Origin of the sequence: Termitidicoccus mucosus (assembly GCF_038725785.1) — a bacterium.
Classification (GTDB): domain Bacteria; phylum Verrucomicrobiota; class Verrucomicrobiia; order Opitutales; family Opitutaceae; genus Termitidicoccus; species Termitidicoccus mucosus.
Map to the genome: position 1 here is coordinate 514296 of NZ_CP109796.1, position 20041 is coordinate 534336.

Sequence of the window (20041 nt, forward strand, 5' to 3'; positions counted from 1 at the left end):
GTGACCAGGCGCTGCAACAGTTTGTCAACCAGAGCCCGTGGGATCATCGCAGCGTGCTCCACCGGCTGCGTCAGCAGATGCGTTCGCGCGCGCAGGCCGGCGGGGTGTTCGTGCTCGACGAGCCCAGTCTGCCCAAGCAGGGCCGGCATTCGGTGGGAGTGACGCGCCAGTATTGCGGCACCCTGGGTAAGATCACCAACTGCCAGAGCATCGTCACCTGGCATTGGATGGGGACGACGGGGCTGCACTGGCTGCGCAACTCTACCTTCCCGCGGAGTGGACCGACGATGGGGCGAGTGGGGGGCCGTCGGCCGCGCGACGCTTCCAAGAAAAGTGGCGCATCGCGCTCGCGTTGCTCGACGAGATGAAGCTGCAGTTACCGGCCTATCAAGCCATCGTCTTCAATGCAGCTATGGCGTGGTGCAGCCCCTACTCGCCAAACTGGAGCGGCGGGATGAGCCCTACGTAGCCCAAGTCCCCGGCAACAACGCCGCTTGGCCGCTCGAAACCCAGGCCACCCTCGAGTCGACCGGTCGCGGCCGCCTGCGCCCACACGCCATTGTGCGGGATGCGAAGAGGCATCCGCTCTCGATGGTCGAGTGGTGGGACAAGCGCCAGACCCGACCGCAGCGCTGAACCGAGGTGAGGTTGCTGCGGGCGGAAGGTGCCAGCATCCGCGCGATCGCCGTCCGGGTGCAGGCGTTCCAACGCTGCAGTCGCTGGCTGTTGATCGAGCAACTCGGGAAAGGCGCCTTCAAGTACTCTCTCGAACCTACCGGCGGAAACGCCGGTGACCGAGTTGATTCGCTTGGCACACCAGCGGTGGGCTATTGAGCAGGGCTACCAGTAACTCAAGGAGGAACTCGGGCTCGATCACTTCGAAGGACGCTCTTGGCGGGGACTGCATCACCACCTCGTCTTGTGCTTCCTTGCGTCCTGTTTTCTGACCAGACTGCGGGCGTGCCCGGCGCTGCCAGAAGTGCGCCGCTGGCTCATGGAAGCCTCTGGCCCTGTGCACCTGCCCGCGCTGCCAAACCCGCTTCACCCGTTCCGGTCTCATCCTCGATTCGCCCTAGCTGTCACTTAACGGAGTAGTGCCAGTGTTAGGAGGGACAAAAAGCTGCTTAGGGGCGGACTTTCGTGAGGCAAATGAGGCAAATTGGGAGGCTCAATTTGGGTTCGTGTTGAACGCCGGTTCCTGCCATGCTTTAACCAATTAAGAGCGGTGCCTTGTAAAGCCTCTCGAAAAACGCAAACTCGCCTCACGAAGTTCCAGATTCCATCGGATGCGGGCAGCCATTTCGAAAAAAAAGCGAACTCGTAACGAGATTGGTTAACAAAGCGAGTTAAGCGGCTTTCATTAAAAGATAACCGGGATTTGTAAAATTAACCAATCTTGTCCCTAGTTCTTGTTTTTATCCCGTCCGGATCTCTTAATCGCAGGGTTGCCACACTCCATTACGGATATTGATTAACAGCGCGAGCCTTTGTCGGGGGAGATTTTAGGCCCAAAAGAAGAACTGGGTGACCATGCTGGCAAACGCCTGTTGCTGCTGTTTGACCGTCATATCGGCGATTTCGCTAAGCGCCCTGATACTGAAATGCCATGCCCCACTCGCTGTCTTCAAACTGGCCAAATAGGTCTGAATATCCGGAGCAAGACGGACAAGTTTGAGGATGCCGGCTGACCATGACGTTGCTGAAGCCTACACGCTTCGCGAGAGCTCTATGACCGGAAGCCTTGCCGCTTATCAGCATTTGATGCCACTTCTGCGCGCGGACAATCGGATGCGCCACCTGTGCCTTTTCGGAGGGCACTGACTTTATCGGCCACTACCATGCCAGTCGCATCGTCTTCGAAATGGATCGAGGTCTTCTACAACCTCCTCCTCCGCCACTCTTCAATCGGCTTCCTCTCTCCGGTTGACTTCGAAAACCTCAAAAACGGATAAACCCTGCGCCGCACCCCAAGTCCATTTTCCGAGGGTAATCCCAGTTTGGCGCGGCCACAAAATTGAAGACAGGGGGCCATCCTCGTGCTTGAGCAACTGTGCGACAAGCGCTTTGCTTGGATCATGCCAGCAAAAACCAAGGGAGCCGCCATTCCCGCCGTTCCAGTAATTGGCCACCGTCGTGATCCTGAGCGCACGCGCGCCCGGTTGCTTAAAACAGCCATCCAAATGTTTTCGGCCAAAGGATACCATGGTGTCTCCGTTGATGAAGTGGTGGAGGCTGCCAAGGTAAACAAGCGAATGGTTTATCATTATTTCGGCAGTAAAGAGGATTTATATCTTGCGGCGCTTGAGGAAGTCTTCGGTCGCTTTGTCCGCCTGGAGATTGCTCCCTTGGCGTCCGATGCAAGTCCCATGGATAAACTAAGCCAACTGCTCGCTGCCAATTTCGAGTTTCTGGAGAAAAATCCCGAGTTTGTGCGCCTTCTCCTCTGGGAGAATCTCGACAATGGCCAAAGACTTGCCGCTCATCCCCAGTATCTTACAAAAAACCCGTTCATGGACCGGTTTCGCATGGTGGTTGAGGAGGGGGTAAAAGCGGGTGTTTTCCGTCAGCCGCGCGATATGCGGCATTTGCTCGTCAATTTTATTGGGCTGAGTTTTGTTTATTATTCCAACAGGTATTCTCTCGCCGCCACCATTGGGTTGAAAAACACTGGCAAAGAAACGCACGGCATGCGTCTCGCACAGGTCATTGACCTCGTCCTGAATGGACTTCTTGCGCGGTGAGCGGCTTGATCGATTTGCATCCTATTTCCCGCAGCAAACATTCCTGATGTCGCTGCACCGACGCGATTCCGCATGACTCACCGGTGTTTGCGGCGGGCGGAGCGGGGGGCGGCTATCTGGCCGGTCTTCAGTAGCTTCAAGTAGGCTGTCGGGGGCACGCCCATCGCCGTTTTAAACGCGCGGCTGAACGCGAAGATCGACCTGAAGCCGCAGGCCTTGGAAATGGTTTCGATGCTGGCTGGTTCCGGTTCGCTCAGCATCGAGGCGGCCGTGGAGATTCGCGAGTCACGCATGTAGGCGCCCAGACTCACGCCCAGATGTTTGCGAAAAATCGCGCGCAGATGGCTGATGGAGTAGCCCGTGTGTTCGGCGATGTCGGCGATGGTCAGGGTCTTGTCGAGATGGGCGCGCACATGGGTGTTGATTGCGCGCAGGATTTCGCCGTGCGTCTCCTCAAGCGGCGTTCCGGCGGCGGCAGCCGTGCAGTCGGCCTCTCGCGCGGCCAAGAGCCGCCGTAACAGGCGGGAGAGGTTGACCACCAGTTCGAAGTTCCGCGCGGGGCCGGGCGTGGCCGCGAGATGGTTTCTTATCAGTTCCGCCAGCATTTCCAGCGTCCCGCCTTCCATCATTCGCGGCGAGTTGCGCAAGGGAGCCAGCCGGTCCGCCTGCTTGCACTCAAAGGTGATAAAAAGCCAGTTCAGCTCGCCCGTCTCAATGTCGAGATAGTGGTGAAACTGATGCGGAAAGATGAGATACACGCATCCACGATCAAGCATGTAGTCGTGCCCGTCCACATGGATGCGCCCGGCTTGCACCAGGGGAATCACGAGCTCAAAGCGATGGTGGTAATTGTGCGTCACGCCTTGGGGACGCAGCATTTCCACCGAGGTGCGTTTGAAAATGACGACGTTGTCGGCCACGAGCGTCTCGCCGAGCTTGGCACCGGAAAACAGGTTGACCGGATTGACCAGCGCCCGGATATCCCCGGCGATTTTCTGAAAGACGGTATCTGTGGTTTTGTCGCTCATGGCTGTGTGTTTTTAATCGTTTTCATTCTCTTGGCCACCCTCGGGGCGTTCCGGAAAAGGAAAGAGGAAAACGATCAAGGGCGCATCAAGCAAACCGTCGAAGACGCATGTCAACATCCTGTCGAAAGCGGTCGATGAAGGCGAGCGTGTATTCCGAGATTGAATACGCGGGGTCTTCCACCAGCGGCGTGAGGTCCATGGCCCAGTTGATGCCCTGGCAGACATCGGTGGCATGGGAGGTGTGATAAGTGGCGTGCGCGAGGCGCCGGCCCGCCGTGGCGAGGTCGTAACGCTTTCCCCCGACGATTTGCGAGTCGAACACGCCGACGAGCGAGGCGGCGATGTTCGGATGCGCGCCGGTGTCGAGCACGTGCTTGTCGGAGTCGCACATCCAGTCGAGGTCGCGCCAGACTTCGCAGCCGAGCACCTTTTTCGGGCGACGGGCGGCGGGGAGCGCGCGGAGGGCCTTGAGGCAGTGCATGAGCACCGCGATGTGCGTGTCATGTTTGTCGGCCGGCTGGTGCAGGTAAACGACCTCGGGGGCGCATCCGGCAAAGATGGCGGCGAGGTCGGCCTGCACGCCGGCATCGGCGGGGGCCTTCACCGCCGCGCTGGGATGTGCGAGCTGGAGCTGGATGGAGTAATCGCCGACATAGGCGGCCTTGCGCTGCTCGCGGCGGCGGATGCCCTGCATGGCCTCGTCGGTGCAATCCCGATAAGGGCCCGAGCGGGGGCTGCCGGCGCCGTTGGTGACGACGACGCCGGAAAACCATTTGTCGTCGCGCCCGAAGCAGGCGGCGATGCCTTGGTAGGCCATGATTTCGATGTCATCCTGATGCGCGGCGACGCACAGGTGCGTGGTGCGCTTGAGCGCGTCGGAGGGCGCGAGGGTGGCGTCGGGGACGAAGATGTCGGCTTCAGAGCGGGTGAATTTCATGATGTGTGTCGTTAGGGAGTAGTCAAATTGCTCGCCGGATCAAGCAGGCTTCGGGATCGCGGGCAGGCTGGCGGCGGCGATGGCCTGGCCGTGGCGTTTTTCCTGTTCGCCGGGGGTGCGCAACGCGAGGCGCGCGGCGAGTTCAGGGAACTCGGCTTGAAGGACGGCGCGCGCCCGGTCGATAATGAGGCGCCCGCCCTCGCCGGAGGTCACCCGTCCGAGGATGAGAACGTTGCGCAGCTCGTAGAAATCCGCGTAGTGGCCGAGTGAATACCCAAGGTAGGCGCCGATGGTCTCGTAGATGGCGCGGGCGCGCGGATCGTCTTTTTTCATGGCGTCCTGCACGGCGGCAAGCTGCCCGGGCGGCGGCATGGCCTCGGGAAAACCGAAGCCGGCGGCGCGGGCGAGCCGCGCCACGGCCTGCTGCGAAAAATATTGCACGCCACAACCGGCGTCCCCGGACCATTCGTCGCGGGGCGCGCCGGGCCGGTAGTCCACGGGGACAAAGGCGAGCTCGTTGAGCCACGGGGTGATGCCGCCCTCGGGCGTGACATAGCCGCCGGCCTGGCTGGTGCCCATCGAGATGCCGAGGACCGTGTGGTCCTTCATGAACATCGAGCCGGCGAGCGCGGTGACCTCGCCGTCGTTGGCGACCTCGAAGGGCACGCCGCCCCAGCGCTCGCGCAGATCGGGAAACATGCGCCGGATTTTTTGCTCGAAAAGCTCTGGCGGCACGGTGCGGAAGAGGGAGGCGACGCGCACCTCGTTGTTCACGTAAACGCCGGCGGCGCTTCCGCCGATGGCATCGACGCGCGGCAGGTGCGAGGCGGCGCGGACCAGCAGATCCTGCACGCCGTCGATGTGATACGAGGGATTTTTCTCAAAATAGGGGTTCCAGGGGATTTCTTCGGAATAAACCACGCGCCCGTCGATAAGCGCGGCGACCTTGCGGTCGCTGCCGCCAAGGTCGAAACCGATGCGGCAGCCCTCGAGATGCCCGCCGATGCCGGGCGCGGTTTCGCTGGCGGGTGCGGACGGGGCGGGGGATTTTCCCATTCGGGCGACGTTAAAGGGCTGCCTGTAAATTTTCTCCCCCATGAAGGCGTGGTCGAAGGCGCGCTCGCCTTGCGGACCGTAAATGCGGGCGAGCGGCGCGACCAGTTCGTCCGCGCCCGCGATGAGCACGCGGCAGCCGCCGCGTTGCCAGAGGAGAAATTTCACCATGCGCTCGACATGGCGGAGCGTGAGCCCGGCCTGCGGGTGGCCGGCGGCGAGCACGCGCGCGCGGTGGGTCGAGGCGCCGCCGTCGCCGCGGACCAGGGTGAGCTCGACATCGCGCGCGCTGGCGTCGCGCGCGACGAGCTCGCGGTAGGCGCGCGTCCACAGCGCAGCGGGCACGAAGACGGGGTCGAGAGGCGGCGTGACTTCGGGATGGATGTCGAGCATGGAAAAACGGAATGGTGAAAAATGAGAAATGAAGGCGGGAGGCTGGAGTCGCCGCGAGTGCTCAGCCCAATTTGATGCGGGAGGCAAAGCGCAGGGTGGCGGCGGTGGCGACCACCGCCACGACGCAAAGCGTCACGCCAAGCGCCGTGCGCGCGTAGAGCAGGTTGCCGATGCCGAACAGGGCCGACCAGACGGCCAGGCAGCCGGTCATCATGCACAGCAGGCCGGTGGGCACATCCCATTTGCCTTGCGCGGCGAGGGGCGCGGGCATGGCTGCGCGCACCTTGCGCCAGCCGGGGCCGCCGGCGCGGATTTTTTCGCAGAACCTGCCCAGCACCTCCGGCGGCTCCGGCGGGGTGAGGAAGGTGACCGCCAGCCAGCCGGCGGTCGTTGTCAGGATGCCGAGGACGAGTTTCCACGCGCTGTAGTCCATGATGGAAAACCAGCCGCCTTCGCGCATGGCCGCCTCGACGCCGAGCGGCGCCGCGCCCCATTGGAAGAAACAGGCGACGGCGAACGACACGATCATTGCGGCGATTTCGCTCCACGCGTTGATGCGCCACCAGAACCAGCGCAGGAGGTAGAGCAGCCCGGTGCCTGCGCCGATTTGCAGGAGGATGTCGAAGGAGTCTTTCGCGTTTTGCATGCCGAGCGCGACCAGCCCGGAGAGCGCGAGCAGGCCGAGCATGGTCAGGCGTCCGACGAGCACGGCGCGGCGCGGGGTGACCTTTTTGTTTATGAAGCGCGCATAAAAATCCTGCACGACATAGGACGAGCCCCAGTTGAGGTGCGTGGCGATGGTGGACATGTAGGCGGCGACGAGCGAGGCGACGATCAGCCCGAGCCAGCCTTCCGGCATCTTGGAAATCATGCCGGGATATGCGATGTCGTGACGCAAAAACTGGTCGTCCACTTGAGGAAAGGCCCGCGCCAGGCTGCCCGTCCCGAAGGCGTCGGCTCGCGCCTGCCTCACCTCGGCCCGCTCGATCTCGGGCAGCGCGGCAGCGTCTTTATCATATTGCCCGACGAGGGCGGAGTGTGCGGCGAGCCATTCGCGGGCGGCGGCTTGCTGCGCGGGCGGGGTAATGGGAAACTGCACCAGCGAGACCAGCGCGACGATGATCCACGGCCAGGGGCGCATGGCGTAGTGGAGGAAGTTGAACAGGAGCGTCGCGCCGACGGCGTTTTTCTCGTTTTTCGCGGAGAGCATGCGCTGGGCGATGTAGCCGCCGCCGCCCGGCTCGGCGCCGGGATACCAGACGTTCCACCATTGCACGGCGACGGGCAGGATGAGCACCGTCATCAGCGCGGAGAGGCCGCCGGCGCCGTCGGGAAACATGTTCATCTTCGCGGCGACATCGGTGTTGGCGAAGAGTTCGCGCAGCGAGGAGACGCCGCCGATTTCGGGCGAGTTGACCGCGTAGACCGCCGCGAAAATCGCGCCGAGCATCGCCACCGCGTATTGGTAAAAGTCGGCCCAGATCGAGCCGGTCAGCCCGCCGAGTGTCGCGTAGACGGCGACACCGGCGGAGGCCCATAGGAGCGTCGCCACCGGCGAGAGACCGAAGAGCACCTGGCCGATCTTGATGGCCGCCAGCGACACCGTCGCCATGATCATGATGTTGAAAAACACGCCGAGGTAGATCGCGCGGAAGCCGCGCAACGCCGCCGCCGGGCGTCCGCTGTAGCGGATTTCATAAAAGCCGAGGTCAGTGTCCAGCGCCGAGCGCCGCCAGAGTTTCGCATACACGAAAACCGTCAGCATCCCCGTCAGCAAAAACGCCCACCACGCCCAGTTGCCGGCGACGCCCTGCGTGCGCACGATGTCGGTGACGAGGTTGGGCGTGTCGCACGAAAACGTGCAGGCGACCATCGAGACGCCGAGCAGCCACCACGGCATCGAGCGGCCGGACAAAAAGAAATCGCCCGCGCTGCGGCTCGAGCGCCGGGCCGCTGCCGAGCCGACGAGGACGACCGAGATCAAAAAGCCGACAATGATCGCCGCGTCGAGAAGTGAAATGGAGGTTAGCATGGGATGCGTATTAAGAGGGGGTGAGCGTTTGTTTTTTAACCATGGATGGACACGGATATGACAAGGTGTTGTTGGGTTTGCATATTCGCATGCACCCGCGGCCGGATTTATTGGCGGGCAGGTTCAGCCGGGGCGCGGTGTTGCGCGGGGGAACCGTCGGCGCGGCGGTAGTTGGCCTGGAGTTGGTCGAGGCGGCGCAGGGCGGCGGGGAGGCGTTGCTGGAAGGACGCCCAGTCGCGCGCGGCCTTCGGGCTCCACGCGACCTCCGCCATCGCGAACAGGCGCGGATACAAATTATACTCGGCGCGGTTCCAGTCGAAGAGATACTCGCCCCAAAGGTTCGCCTGGCAGCCGAGCACTTGCTTCTCGCGTTCCGGCGGCGTGTCTTCCGGAATGGGTTCGAATTGATAAACCTTTTCAAGCGGCAGCAGCCGCGGCGGACGGTTTCCGGAACGTTTTATGCCGATGTGCTCGTAATAAGGGTCATCCGGGAGGCCCTCGACGGACTCGACGTAGTCAATGTAGCAATGGGAGCTTGGCGTCATGACGACATCGTTGCCCTTCTCGATGGCGAGCCGCGCCCATTGCCAGTCGCGCCAGACCATCATGGTGGCGGTCGGCGACAGGCCGCCCTCCTGGATTTCATCCCAGCCGACGATGCGGCGCCCGCGGGAATTGAGGTGTTTTTCGATGCGGCGGATGAACCACGATTGCAGTCCGAATTCGTCCTTGAGGTTGTTGTCGCGGATGACTTTTTGCGCAAAGGGGGACTCCTTCCATTGTTTTTTCGGCGCCTCGTCGCCGCCGATGTGTATATAAGACGCGTCGGGAAACAGCGCGCAAATCTCGTCGAGGACGTCCTGCAAAAAGCGGAAGGTCTCCTCCTTGGGCGCGTAGATGTAAGGTTTCACGCCCATGGTCGTCTGCACCTTCGGTGCGTAATCGGGGATATCGGTGTTTCCATACTCGGGATACGCGGCGAGGGCGGCGGAACTGTGTCCGGGAATTTCGATCTCGGGGATGATCGTGACATGGCGGCTGCGCGCATACGCCACGATCTCGCGTATTTCATCCTGCGTGTAATAACCGCCGTGCGGCACACCGTCGGGCATGTCGCGATTTCCGGGCGTGGGGGAGGAGGCGCGCCACGCGCCGGTTTGCGTCAGCCGGGGGTATTTTTTTATTTCGATGCGCCAGCCCTGGTCCTCGGTGAGGTGCCAGTGCAGGGTGTTGAATTTATACAGCGCCATCGAATCAATCAGGCGCTTCGCCGCCGCCGGGCCGAAAAAGTGCCGTCCCTCGTCGAGCAGGACCCCGCGCCACGGGAAGCGCGGCGAGTCGTGGATGCGCACGACCGGCAGCGTGACGCGCGCGTCGTCCCGCGCGACGAGTTGCGCGAGGGTTTGCAACGCGTAAAACGCGCCGCCGCGCGCGGACGCCTCGACGCGCACGGCGCCGTCCGACGCGACCTCAAGCGCGTAGCCTTCGGGGTGCGCGACGTGACTGTCCGTCGAGAGCGACGCGCAGTCCACGGCGATCACCGGGCGGCCCGCGGCGGTCGCCGCCGTGGGGTGGACGGGCAGGCGCAGCCCCGTCCGCTCGAAAAGGGTGTCCGCATACACGCGCCCCAGGGCGGCGTCGGCGCATACAATGATGTGCGACGCGCCCAGCGCGGCACTCGCGCCGGCGGCGTCGCGCACGACGCTCGCGGGGCGGGGGATGACATTGATATCGGCGGCGGCGAGCGCGCCGGACAGCAGGCCGCACACGAGTGCGCCGAGGAGCAGTTTTTTAGGATTCATGGGGCAGGGTGGATTGAGGGAAAAAGAGGAGGAGGGGTATCATTATTCCTTCCATTGCCGGAAGGGTTCAATGGCCTCGTAGTTGGCAAGTCCAAACTCATCGTAGGCGCGGGCGACGGTCTGGTCATGATGTCCGGCCTGCTGCCAGGCCTCGCCTGTTTGCTGGCCGCGCTGGCTTTTATGATGGCGGATGGACTGGATTTTCGCGGACAACTCCATCGGACTCATCGGGACGGCCATGTCGATCCCGGCGATGTCCCAGTCGCGCGCAGGGCTGCGATAGAGCCAGACGCGGCAGTCGCGCCGCCAGCCGTCGTCACGGGTGCGCGCTAGGGCCTGGCGCAACACATCGAAACAGATGGCGGGAACCGAACTGGGGTCCTCGGAGTCGCCGGTGGCAAAAATTTGATGCGGTTCGAGTTTGCGCAGGAGGGCGACCATGGTGTCCACGTCGGCCCCGCCGGCACGGAACTGGCGGTAGCGGCCCTGCTCATAGAAGGGCAGGTCGAGGAAGTGTATGTTTTCCGTGGATACGCCGCAGGAGCGCAGCGCGGCGCGCTCCTCGCCACGGCGGAGGACGCCCTTGAAGCGGCGCAACTCGGGCGGATCGCCGTCGAAGGCGGATTTCGAGTCGAGCTGCTGTTTGATCAGGCGGGCGAGGGCGGCGCCGGAACCGCCGCCGGTTTCACGGGGACCGGAATCGTCCAGTTCGATCATGAAATCGGCGAGCGTGGCGGCTTCGTCATCGGGGACGCCCAGGTTGCCCGAGGTCTGGCTTGCGATGGTGACGTGATGGCCCTGCTCGACGAGGCGCCGGATGGTGCCGCCCATGCCCAGCACATCGTCGGAGGGCTCGGGACTGAGAACGAGCACGCGTTTCGGGTGCGGCGCGGCGCGCTCGGGGCGGTGCGTGTCGTCCGCGCCGGGTTTGCCGCCGGGCCATCCGGTGATGGTGTGCTGGAGCTCGTTAAAGATGCGGATATTGAGCATGTAGGCGGGGCCCTGCTCGGTGAGGAGGTCGGCCATGCCGTGCTCGGTGTAATCATCGTCGAGGAGCTTGAGCACGGGCTTTTTCACATGGCGGGAGAGCCACGCGACGGCGCGGCGGGAGAGGGAAGGGGACCACCCGACATGGCCGACGAGCCACGGAAGCCTGACGCGGGTGAGTTCCGAGGCGGCGGCCCGGTCGACAAGGAAGGTGGCGTCAGGGTGCTGCTGGAGGAAGCTCGCGGGCAGCGTCTCGGAGGGTGGCTTCTCGGCGGCGTCGGCGATGACGCGGGCCTTGGCCCCGCCCCAGGCGAGAAGGACGATCCGCCGCGCGTCGAGAATCGTGCCGACACCCATCGTGATGGCGTGACGCGGGACATTGGCCTCGCCGAGGAAATCGCGGGCGGCGTCGCGCCGCGTCATGCTGTCGAGCGTGACCAGGCGCGTGCGCGAGTCCGCGCCCGAGCCGGGTTCGTTGAAGCCAATGTGTCCCGTGCGCCCGATGCCGAGGATTTGCAGGTCGATGCCGCCGGCCTCCTTGATCTGCCGCTCGTAGTCGCGGCACCAGTCGAACACGGCGGCGCGCGGCACCGTGCCGTCGGGGATGTGGACGGCGGCGGGGGGGATGTCGATGTGATCGAAAAGCTGCTCGTGCATGAAGCGCCAGTAGCTTTCGGCGTGGGCGCGGGGGATGCCGTGGTATTCGTCGAGGTTGAAGGTGACGACGTTTTTGAAGCTCAGTCCCTCCTCGCGGTGCATCCGGACAAGCTCGCGGTAAAGGCGGACGGGCGTGGAGCCGGTGGCGAGGCCGATCACGGCGGCGCGCCCGGCCGCGGCGCGGTCCCGGACCAGGACGGCGATTTCCCGCGCAAGGGCGCGCGACGCCTCGTCAGCCGTGTCATGGACATGGATGCGCACGCGTTCGCGTTGCTGGCTTTCGATGGTGTGGTTCATTGTGATTGACGGGTTCACGGTTCGCCGGCCGTCCCGCCGGAGGCGGCACGGGATTTGAAATAGTCGAGCGTCGCGGACAGCCCCGCGTCGAGACCGACCCCCGGGACGAAGCCGGCGGCGCGGAGCGCGCCGACGTCAGCGCGGGAGTGGCGCACATCGCCCGCGCGCACAGGGGCGTGGACAATGCCCGAGCGCGACCCGGCCAGCGCCATGACGCGCCGGGCCAGCTCCAGCACGGTGAGCTGGCCGCCGTAGCCGGCGTTATACACGCCCGCGAGGCCGTTTGTATTTGTAACATGGATACATGCCGCGGCGAGGTCCTTCACATAGATGAAGTCCCGCGTCTGGCCGCCGTCGCCGTGGATGACAAGCGGCTCGCCGGCGAGGGCCTTTTGCATGAACACGGGCACGACGGCGGCGTAGGCGCTCCTGGGATCCTGGCGGGGGCCGAAGACGTTGAAAAAACGCAGCGCGACCGCCCCGAGGCGGCCCGCCTCGGCGAACTGCCGGCAGTAATACTCGCCGTCGAGCTTGGTGACGGCGTAGGGGCTGCGCGGCTCGGGCAGCATGGTCTCCACCTTGGGCACGGCGGGGTTGTCGCCATAGACGGCGGCGGAGGAGGCGAAGAAAAAGCGCCTCACGCCCGCGGCGGCGGATTCCTCAAGGACATTGAGCAGGCCGGTGACGTTGATGTCGACGCACTCGCGCGGTTTTTCGACGGACTCGGGCACGCTGATGAGCGCGGCGAGATGATAGACGTGCTCCACGCCCTTGAGCGCGGCGCGGAGCGCGGCGCGGTCGAGGATGGAGCCCTCGACAAACCGGGCGCGGATGCCTTCGAGGTTGCGGAGGTGCCCGGTGCGCAGGTTGTCAAAGACGATGACCTCGGCGTCGTGCTGGAGCATTTCCGCGATGTGGCTGCCGATGAAACCGCAGCCTCCGGTGATGAGGATTTTTTTCATGGCGCGGGGGCGGGCGGGGCAGGTTCCTTGAAGAGGCGTCCGGCCACGGACTCCATTTCCGATTGCCGCGCGTCGATGTCACGGACGAGCGCGAACTGGTTGCGCGCCCGGTCGAGGTTGTGGCCGGGGCGCTTGGTTTTGAAATAAACATCGCCCTCGATGTGATCGGTGAGGAAACGCAGGCCGATTTCAAAGGTGATGACCCGGCCCGAGAGTGCGAGATGGGCGCGCTCCGCCCCGGTGAGGAAATCGCCCGCGGCGGCAAGGTAGCCCTCGACCAGTCCCTCGTAAACGGGCATGCGCATCGAAACCTTGGAAAGATCGGGCTCGTCCTCGGCGGCCGAGTTGGTGGCGGAGCGCACCATGTCGCCGAAGTCGTGGAGCGCGAGGCCGGGCATGACGGTGTCGAGGTCGATCACGCAGACCCCCGTATGCGTGTCATCGTCGAGCATGACGTTGTTGAACTTGGTGTCGTTGTGCGTGACCCGCTCGGGGATTTCCCCGGAGGCGTGAAGCTTGGCGAGCACGTCCACGAGCGGTTCGTTTTGCCGGGCGAAATCGATCTCGGCGCGCACGGCGGCGGCGCGGTTGAGGGGATCGGCGTTGACGGCGCGCATGAGGTTTTCGTAGCGGCGGCGGGTGTTGTGGAAATCGGGGATCGTCTCGTGGAGGCGCGCGCCGGGCAGGCCGGTGAGGAGGCGCTGGAAATTCCCGAACGCGCGCGCGGCCTCGCGGGCATGGGCGGGGGTCTCGACGATGTCGTAGGTGCGCGCTTTTTCGATGAAGAGGTAGCAGCGCCAGAATCCGCCGTGCTCGTCGGTCAGGCAGGGGCGCCCGTCATGCGCGGGAATGAGCGTGAGCGCGCGGCGCGAGACATCGCCGCCGCCAAGCTTTGCCGCCTGGCTCGCGGCGTGGGCGGTGACGCGGCGGATGTTGTCCATGAGCGCGGGCACGTTTTTGAAAACGCGATTGTTGATGCGCTGGAAAATGTAGCGCACGGGCGCGCCGGCCTGGTCGAAGTTGACGACGTAGGTGTCGTTGATGTGGCCGTTGCCGTAGGGCTGGCCGCCGAGGCACTGGCCGTACAGCGCGAAACCGCGGGCGAGGCGGGTGAAATCCACAGTTGCTGGCGAAGGGGGCATGGCGAAGGTTTGAAACGAGGGTTGGGTTGACGCCGGTGAAAAGTTCAGGACCAGAGCCGCTCCGGATAGACGCCGGCATCCACAAGTGCGCGGAGGGCCGCGACCACGCGCGGGCGGTCCTCCCGGTAAGTGATGCCGAACCACGAGCCGGCGGCGGGCAGCACATCCACGACGGCCTCGCGGCATCCGATCATGGCGGTGACGGCCGCAGGCAGGTAGAACTCGGTTTTTGTTTCGCCGCCATGGCTGTCGAGGAATTTTCCAAGATGCCGTTCCAGCGGCGGCAGGATGGCGGGAGTGAAGCCCCAGCAGTTCATCGAGGCTGTCTCCGCGCCGGTGAGGAAGCGCGCGGAGCCCCCGCCGTCCTTGATCCGCGCCCCTCCGTCGGGCAGGCGCTCGATGCCGGTGCATTCCTCGACGGAGACGAGCCGCCCGCTTGTATCCATAGAACAAATACCGCGGGAAACCGCGCCATGCTCCGAGAGCGTGCGGTCGAGCCGGAAGCCGGCCATGCAGCAGGCCGCGGGCAAGGCCGCGGGATCGGCGGCGGAAAGGAACGAGCCGAGCTGCCTGAAAGAGTCGGCGCCGTAGAAATCGTCGGCATTGATCACTGCGAAGGGCTCCTTGAGCGCGTCACGAGCGCACCAGACGGCATGGCCGGTCCCCCAGGGTTTTTCACGGACGGAGGAGCACTTGCGATCGCCAGGCAACGCGTGCGGATCCTGAAAGACATAGCGGACTTCGACGCGCCCCCCGAAGCGGCGGCCCACCTTTTCGCGGAATTCCGCTTCGAAATCACGGCGTATGACAAAAACGATTTTTTTGAATCCGGAGCGCAACGCGTCGAAAACCGAGTAGTCGAGCACCGTCTCCTGCGATGGGCCGACAGGGTCGATTTGCTTCAGGCCGCCGTAACGACTGCCCATGCCGGCGGCGAGGATGAGTAATGAGGGTGATCGCATGAACTTTGGTGGAAAAAGGCGCATTAAATCGAATATGTCAATAATTCTATCGATTTAACATTTTAGATTTTTCGAGAAGATGATTCCTCCCCTATGACACCGTGCTGTTTCACTTGACGCGGGGCAGGGCAATGACCGGGGACATCCCGAAGCGTCCCGGCCGCCGGGCCGGGCTGTCCAAGCCGGAGGGCGGCTCACGACACCAGATGGTCCCGGATGTATTCGAAGCTTTGCCGCACCGAGACGAACGGGTCGCCGGGCGTCTCGTCCTGCTCGACGATGAACCACTCGCAACCGCCCGCCTCGGCCTCGGCGATGATTTTCGGGAACGGCAGCGAGCCCGCGCCGATTTCCCGGTATTCGTGGTGGTTTCCGACCGTGATGCCGTAGTCCTTGAGGTGAATGAACGGCAGGCGCCCGCGCAAACGCCGGCACCAGTCCACCACGTCGTGACCGCCATACCACACCCAGAAGGTGTCGAGCTCCGACACGAGGTTGCGCGGGTCGGTGCGGGACAGGAGATACTCGAAAATGGTGGTGTCGCGGAATCGCGCAAATTCGCATGCGTGGTTGTGGTAGCCCAGCGTCAGGCCGGCGGCGCGAAGCCGCGCACCGGCGGCGTCGAGCTTCCGCGCCAGGGTTTCGAGTTGTCCCGCGTCCGCGAGGTCAATGCCCGCAAGGTTAGGGTAGGCGGTGTTGCGGCAGCCCAGCGCCTGAAGCCGGTCTATGACGGCCCCGGTTTCGTCGAGGATTTTTGGCCCCGGCTCGTGCGTCGCGCAAATGGAGAGCCCTTCGCCGCGCGTGATGGCGACGAGTTCGCTTTCCGGAATCGGGCCGACTCCGCTGATCTGGACAGCGGTGTAGCCGATTTCCCGGACGCGCTTTGCCGTGGCGGCGAATTGCGCGGCGTCACGGCAGTGATCGCGCAGGGTGTAAAGTTGCAGTGCGACTTGCGACAGTTTCATCGGGGAAAGGCATCAACGGGTGGCGGGCGCGTTTTTCGGGCGATGGGCGGCGGACCGGGCGATGCGCGTTTCGAGTTCGGCGGCGAACACGACGCCGTCCAGCGGCAGTTCGACGGTGCGTCCGAGCCAGGTGGAGAGGAGCATGGCGTTGGCGAGCTCGACCTGTTGCAACCCCTCCTCCGCGGGCGCGATGAGCGGCGCGCCGTCCAGAATCGAGTCGGCGAAATTTTGCATGATTTCGGCGTGCTGCCCGCCGGCGCCGCCGACCGGGATGTCCGCGTTCCACACCGGCGGCACGCCGAAAGGCTCGTCCGTCTCGCGGCAAAACACCGGCGCCGGTGTTTCGTTGCGGGTGAAGGCCAGCCGTCCGTTTTCATAAACAACCCGCCCACGGTCGCAGGCGATTTCAAGGCGGTTCGTGCCCGGCGCCTCGCCCGTCGAGGTGATGAAAACGCCCGTCGCGCCGCCGGGCCATTCGAGGTAGGCGGTGACCTCGTCCTCGACCTCGATCTCGTGATACTTGCCGAAATGGCAGAAGGCGCGCGTGCTCCCCGGCAGGCCGAACAACCAGCACAACAGGTCGAGCTGGTGCGGGCTTTGGTTCACCAGCACGCCGCCGCCTTCGCCACCCCACGTGGCCCGCCAGGAGCTGGAGCGGTAATACGCGTCGGGGCGGAACCAGTCGGTCAACGTCCACTGCACCCGGCGGGGCGCGCCCAACTCACCGGCTTGCAGCAGCCGGCGGATTTTCCGAAAGGCCGGATTCGTGCGCTGGTTGAACATCACCCCGAAGCGGAGGCTTTTGTCCGTGTGCGCCGCGAGCATGCGGACGGCGTCGGCCTTGTGGACGGCGATTGGTTTTTCAACGAGCACGTGCCGGCCCGACCGCAATCCTGCCGTCGCCGCCTCAACGTGCCCGAAATGCGGCGTGGCGACCAGCAGGGCGTCGAGTACGTCGGACGCCAGCATCTCGTCGAGGCGCGAAAAAACCCGCGCCGCCCCGCGCCAAGCGTCGAGCCGCGCCGGATCGGTGTCGCAAACCGCGCCCAGCTCCGCCCGGGCCGCCCGGCCATCCAGCAGGGCGCGGGCGTGGCTCGCGCCGATGTTTCCCATGCCGACGATGCCGAAACGAATTTTGCGCATAGTGCTTGTTGGGGACAAAAATCAACGGGCGCGTCCGACGCGCGTCAGTGCGAAGCCGATGCCCGCGATGAACAATGCGCAGAAAAGAATTTCAAGCCGCCCAACGAGGCCATTCGGGATGAGTGCCAGCAGCATGATGAATCCGCCGTACAAAAGGCACAGCCGTCCGATGCCTTGCGTGCCGCGGGTGTTGACCTGCTCGACCGACTCCGCCGCCGCCTCGACCGGGCGGCGCATGGTGGAAAAGAAGTTTTCTATCTCCGCCATGCGTTCCGGGCGGATGCGCGGGCCGAACAATTTTGCCACGCCGAAAAACCACAACGAGCTGACCGCCACCCCGCCAAGCGTCACCGAGATGAAATGATGATCGCCCATCCACGCCAGCCGCCCGGCCCAGGCCGAGCCCTCGGTGACGAGTCCCCCGAGGAGCCTGGGCGCGCCGCTTATGGCCGCGCCCACGCCCATGCCGACCAGCACCGTGGACCACGCCGCCCAGTCCGGCACGCGCTTGATGAACAGGCACCAGGTCGCGGCCACGGCATACGGAATGCCCATGAGCGCGCTGAATCCGAACATGAGATCGAAGACCCCCAGGTCTTTCCATGTGCTGTAGAGCAGCGCCGTCAGGATCACGATGGCGCCAAACGCCAGCGTCGCGATCCGCCCCGCCAGGACCTGCTCGCGGTCTCCCGCCCGCGGACGCAGCAACGGCATATACACACTGCGCACGAAGATGCCGGCGTTGCGGTTCAATCCCGCGTCCATTGACGACAACGTGGCCGCGATGATGCCCGTGATCATCAGTCCCATCAATCCCGCGGGCAGCACCCGCGAGGCGACCGCCACATAGGCGGCCTCGGAAGGCTTGGTCAGCCCCGGAAACAACGCCGCCAGATCCAGCCCTTGCGCCCGGGCGGCCAGGGGAGGGAGGAACCAGAGGAACGAGGCGCCGCCAAAGAGCAGGGTGGCCAGCAGCGCCGCCTTTTTCGCCTCGCGCCCGTCGCGGACATTCAAATAACGGCCCGCGCCGTGCAGCGCGTTTTGGACGAAGAATTTTTCCAGCAGGACGGCGACCACCCACAATTTGCCGAATGACACCGAGGCTGATGCCGAAAGATCCCAATGGGTCGCGGGCAGGGTTTCGCGCAGGCCGGACCAGCCGCCGACGGAAAACCATGCCGCCACCGCCGCGACAATGGCGATGGGGATCAGCATCAACGCCTGCATGAAATCGGTGGCGACGATCGCCCACTGGCCCCCGGAGGCCGTCATGAGCACGACCGCGATCCCGCAAATCAGGATCATGGCCTGAAGGTTGAAGCCGAAGACCGGCGCGCAAAACACGGAGAGACCGTAGAGCCAGATGCCGGCGACGATGATGCCTATCGGCAGCGCGAGCCAAGTGTAGAATTGCTCGTTGGCCGGCCCGAGCCGCGCCCGGATCGCCTCCATGGACGTGATGACGCGCGTCTGGCGGAACCATGCCGCCGTGCAGCCCGCGTTGACAAGAAAGGCCAGCGCGCCGGCCCAGTAAATGGTGAGCACGACCAAGCCGTGCTCGTAGGCCTGCCCGGCCGCCCCCGTGAAAGTCCAGGCGCTGAACGCGCTCATGAACGCCGAGCAGCCGACCAGCCACCAGGCCATCCGCCCGCCGCCGCGGAAATACTGGCTGCTGTCCTTGCTGAACCGGCGGAAATACCAGCCGGAGCCCAGAAGGAAGGCAAAGAAAGCGGCAATGACGATGTAGTCGAATATGGTGATCATGGGGAAGGGGAGAGAGCCGCCGGCTCAGGTTGAGCGGTCGTAAAGTTCCAGGGAGACAAGCGAGTCATCCTCGGGAGGCTCGCCGCGCAAATACCGGTTGAGGTTCTCCCACGCGCGGCGCCCGCAGAGGCCGTATTCCTCCCGCGTCGGCCCGCCGATGTGCGGGGAGACGATCGCCCCCGGCGCGCGCAGGAGCGGATGATCCTCTTGTATCGGTTCGTTGGATACGACATCCACCGCGACGCGCAGGCGGCGGCTGGACGCAGCCTCGGCCAGCGCGTCCTCCGCCACCACCCGGCCCCGGCCGACATTCACAAAAACGGCGTCATCCGGCAGCAGGCGCAGCAAGGCGGCGGTGACCGAGCCCCTGGTCTTTTCCGTCAGCGCCTCGCATTCCACCAGCACGTCGCTTTGCCCGAACAATGCCTCGAGCGAATCGCACCTCTCCACTCCATGCTCATGGAAGACACCGGCGGGCACGCCCTCGGAAAAGGCCCGGATGGTGACGCCGAAGGACCGCAAGAGCGCGACAAGCGCCCGTGCGATTCCCCCAAAGCCATGCAGCCCGATCCTGCGTCCCCGCAGCGGGCGCGTGGGCAGCCGCTCCTGCGGCCCTTGGGCCGACAAGGCGGCGATGTGGTCGCGCCAGGAGCCGAGGTCGCGCAGCGCCGCCAGAATCAGCAGCAACGCGTGCTCGGCCACGCTCGCCGCCGCAATCCCGCCCCAGTTGCTCACCAGCCCGCCGCGGGCCAGAAAAGCCCGCGGCACCAGACGCCGCACCGAGCCGGCGAGGTGGCAGACATATCGCAGACGGCACCCGGGATCTTGAATCCACTGCTCCGGCAGCGGCAGCGTCTCCCAGCCGCTGACGATGACCTCCGGCTCGATTCTTCGCAGGGTTTCCCGCCAGGTTTCCGGTGATTGCGCGGTGGGATCGATCCACTGCGCGGCGCCGGCAAACGTGTCCCACGGCATCAGGGATGCGTCGAGGAAGAGCCGCCGGTCCACGGGCGCGAGCGCGAACAGCACCGCGGGCGGCGCCGTCCGGGTTTCCCGCGCCGGCGCGGATGGACCGCCCGAGGCGTCGGCATTGGAATGGGACGGGCGAACTGGCATGGTGCAAATGCGTATTGGATCCGTGGCGGAAATTCCAATTGAAAATTCACGCGGGCGCGC

14 protein-coding genes and 1 pseudogene are annotated in these 20041 nt (G+C 64.5%); 2 read left to right on the forward strand and 13 right to left on the reverse strand.

Annotated elements, in window-relative coordinates; all coding sequences use genetic code 11:
• Positions 1–2: 2 nt before the first annotated feature.
• Both OH491_RS28105 and OH491_RS01835 read left to right on the forward strand, forming a co-directional pair.
• Positions 3–1087, forward strand: a pseudogene (locus tag OH491_RS28105) (IS701 family transposase); the annotation flags it as partial.
• A gap of 949 nt (positions 1088–2036) precedes the next feature.
• On the forward strand, positions 2037–2741 hold the full coding sequence (locus OH491_RS01835) for a TetR/AcrR family transcriptional regulator (protein ID WP_334319184.1): 705 nt from the start codon (positions 2037–2039) through the stop codon (positions 2739–2741).
• A 77-nt stretch (positions 2742–2818) separates the two neighbouring features.
• On the opposite strand, the gene OH491_RS01840 is transcribed toward OH491_RS01835, so the two are convergent.
• The 13 genes from OH491_RS01840 to OH491_RS01900 form a co-directional block, all read right to left on the reverse strand.
• Positions 2819–3769, reverse strand: coding sequence for a helix-turn-helix transcriptional regulator (locus OH491_RS01840; protein WP_068769594.1), 951 nt, complete (start codon positions 3767–3769; stop codon positions 2819–2821).
• An 85-nt stretch (positions 3770–3854) separates the two neighbouring features.
• Positions 3855–4706, reverse strand: a complete 852-nt coding sequence (locus tag OH491_RS01845; protein ID WP_068769593.1) for a PIG-L deacetylase family protein — start codon at positions 4704–4706, stop codon at positions 3855–3857.
• 39 nt (positions 4707–4745) lie between these two features.
• Positions 4746–6152: an ROK family protein gene (locus OH491_RS01850; RefSeq protein WP_342750840.1), complete on the reverse strand. Its 1407-nt coding sequence runs from the start codon at positions 6150–6152 to the stop codon at positions 4746–4748.
• Positions 6153–6213: 61 nt separating this feature from the next.
• Complete coding sequence (locus OH491_RS01855) at positions 6214–8184, reverse strand: sodium:solute symporter family protein (protein ID WP_068769592.1); 1971 nt, start codon at positions 8182–8184, stop codon at positions 6214–6216.
• A 107-nt stretch (positions 8185–8291) separates the two neighbouring features.
• Complete coding sequence (locus OH491_RS01860) at positions 8292–9986, reverse strand: beta-N-acetylhexosaminidase (RefSeq protein ID WP_068769591.1); 1695 nt, start codon at positions 9984–9986, stop codon at positions 8292–8294.
• 42 nt (positions 9987–10028) lie between these two features.
• Positions 10029–11927 (reverse strand): glucosamine-6-phosphate deaminase, encoded by a 1899-nt coding sequence (nagB, locus tag OH491_RS01865; RefSeq protein WP_068769590.1) that lies wholly within the window; start codon positions 11925–11927, stop codon positions 10029–10031.
• Positions 11928–11941: 14 nt separating this feature from the next.
• Positions 11942–12889: an NAD-dependent epimerase/dehydratase family protein gene (locus OH491_RS01870; RefSeq protein WP_342750841.1), complete on the reverse strand. Its 948-nt coding sequence runs from the start codon at positions 12887–12889 to the stop codon at positions 11942–11944.
• Complete coding sequence (locus OH491_RS01875) at positions 12886–14031, reverse strand: phosphotransferase enzyme family protein (protein ID WP_068769589.1); 1146 nt, start codon at positions 14029–14031, stop codon at positions 12886–12888. Before OH491_RS01875 ends, OH491_RS01870 begins: the two co-directional genes overlap by 4 nt.
• A 44-nt stretch (positions 14032–14075) precedes the next feature.
• Complete coding sequence (locus OH491_RS01880) at positions 14076–14993, reverse strand: sugar phosphate nucleotidyltransferase (protein ID WP_068769856.1); 918 nt, start codon at positions 14991–14993, stop codon at positions 14076–14078.
• A 194-nt stretch (positions 14994–15187) separates the two neighbouring features.
• Positions 15188–15958: a sugar phosphate isomerase/epimerase family protein gene (locus OH491_RS01885; protein ID WP_068769588.1), complete on the reverse strand. Its 771-nt coding sequence runs from the start codon at positions 15956–15958 to the stop codon at positions 15188–15190.
• Between the two features lie 12 nt (positions 15959–15970).
• Positions 15971–17101, reverse strand: coding sequence for a Gfo/Idh/MocA family protein (locus OH491_RS01890; protein WP_068769587.1), 1131 nt, complete (start codon positions 17099–17101; stop codon positions 15971–15973).
• Between the two features lie 21 nt (positions 17102–17122).
• A complete protein-coding gene (locus OH491_RS01895) occupies positions 17123–18865 on the reverse strand; it encodes a sodium:solute symporter family transporter (RefSeq protein WP_068769586.1) in 1743 nt (580 codons plus the stop codon).
• 24 nt (positions 18866–18889) lie between these two features.
• Positions 18890–19981: a hydroxyacid dehydrogenase gene (locus OH491_RS01900; RefSeq protein ID WP_068769585.1), complete on the reverse strand. Its 1092-nt coding sequence runs from the start codon at positions 19979–19981 to the stop codon at positions 18890–18892.
• Between the last annotated feature and the right edge of the window lie 60 nt (positions 19982–20041).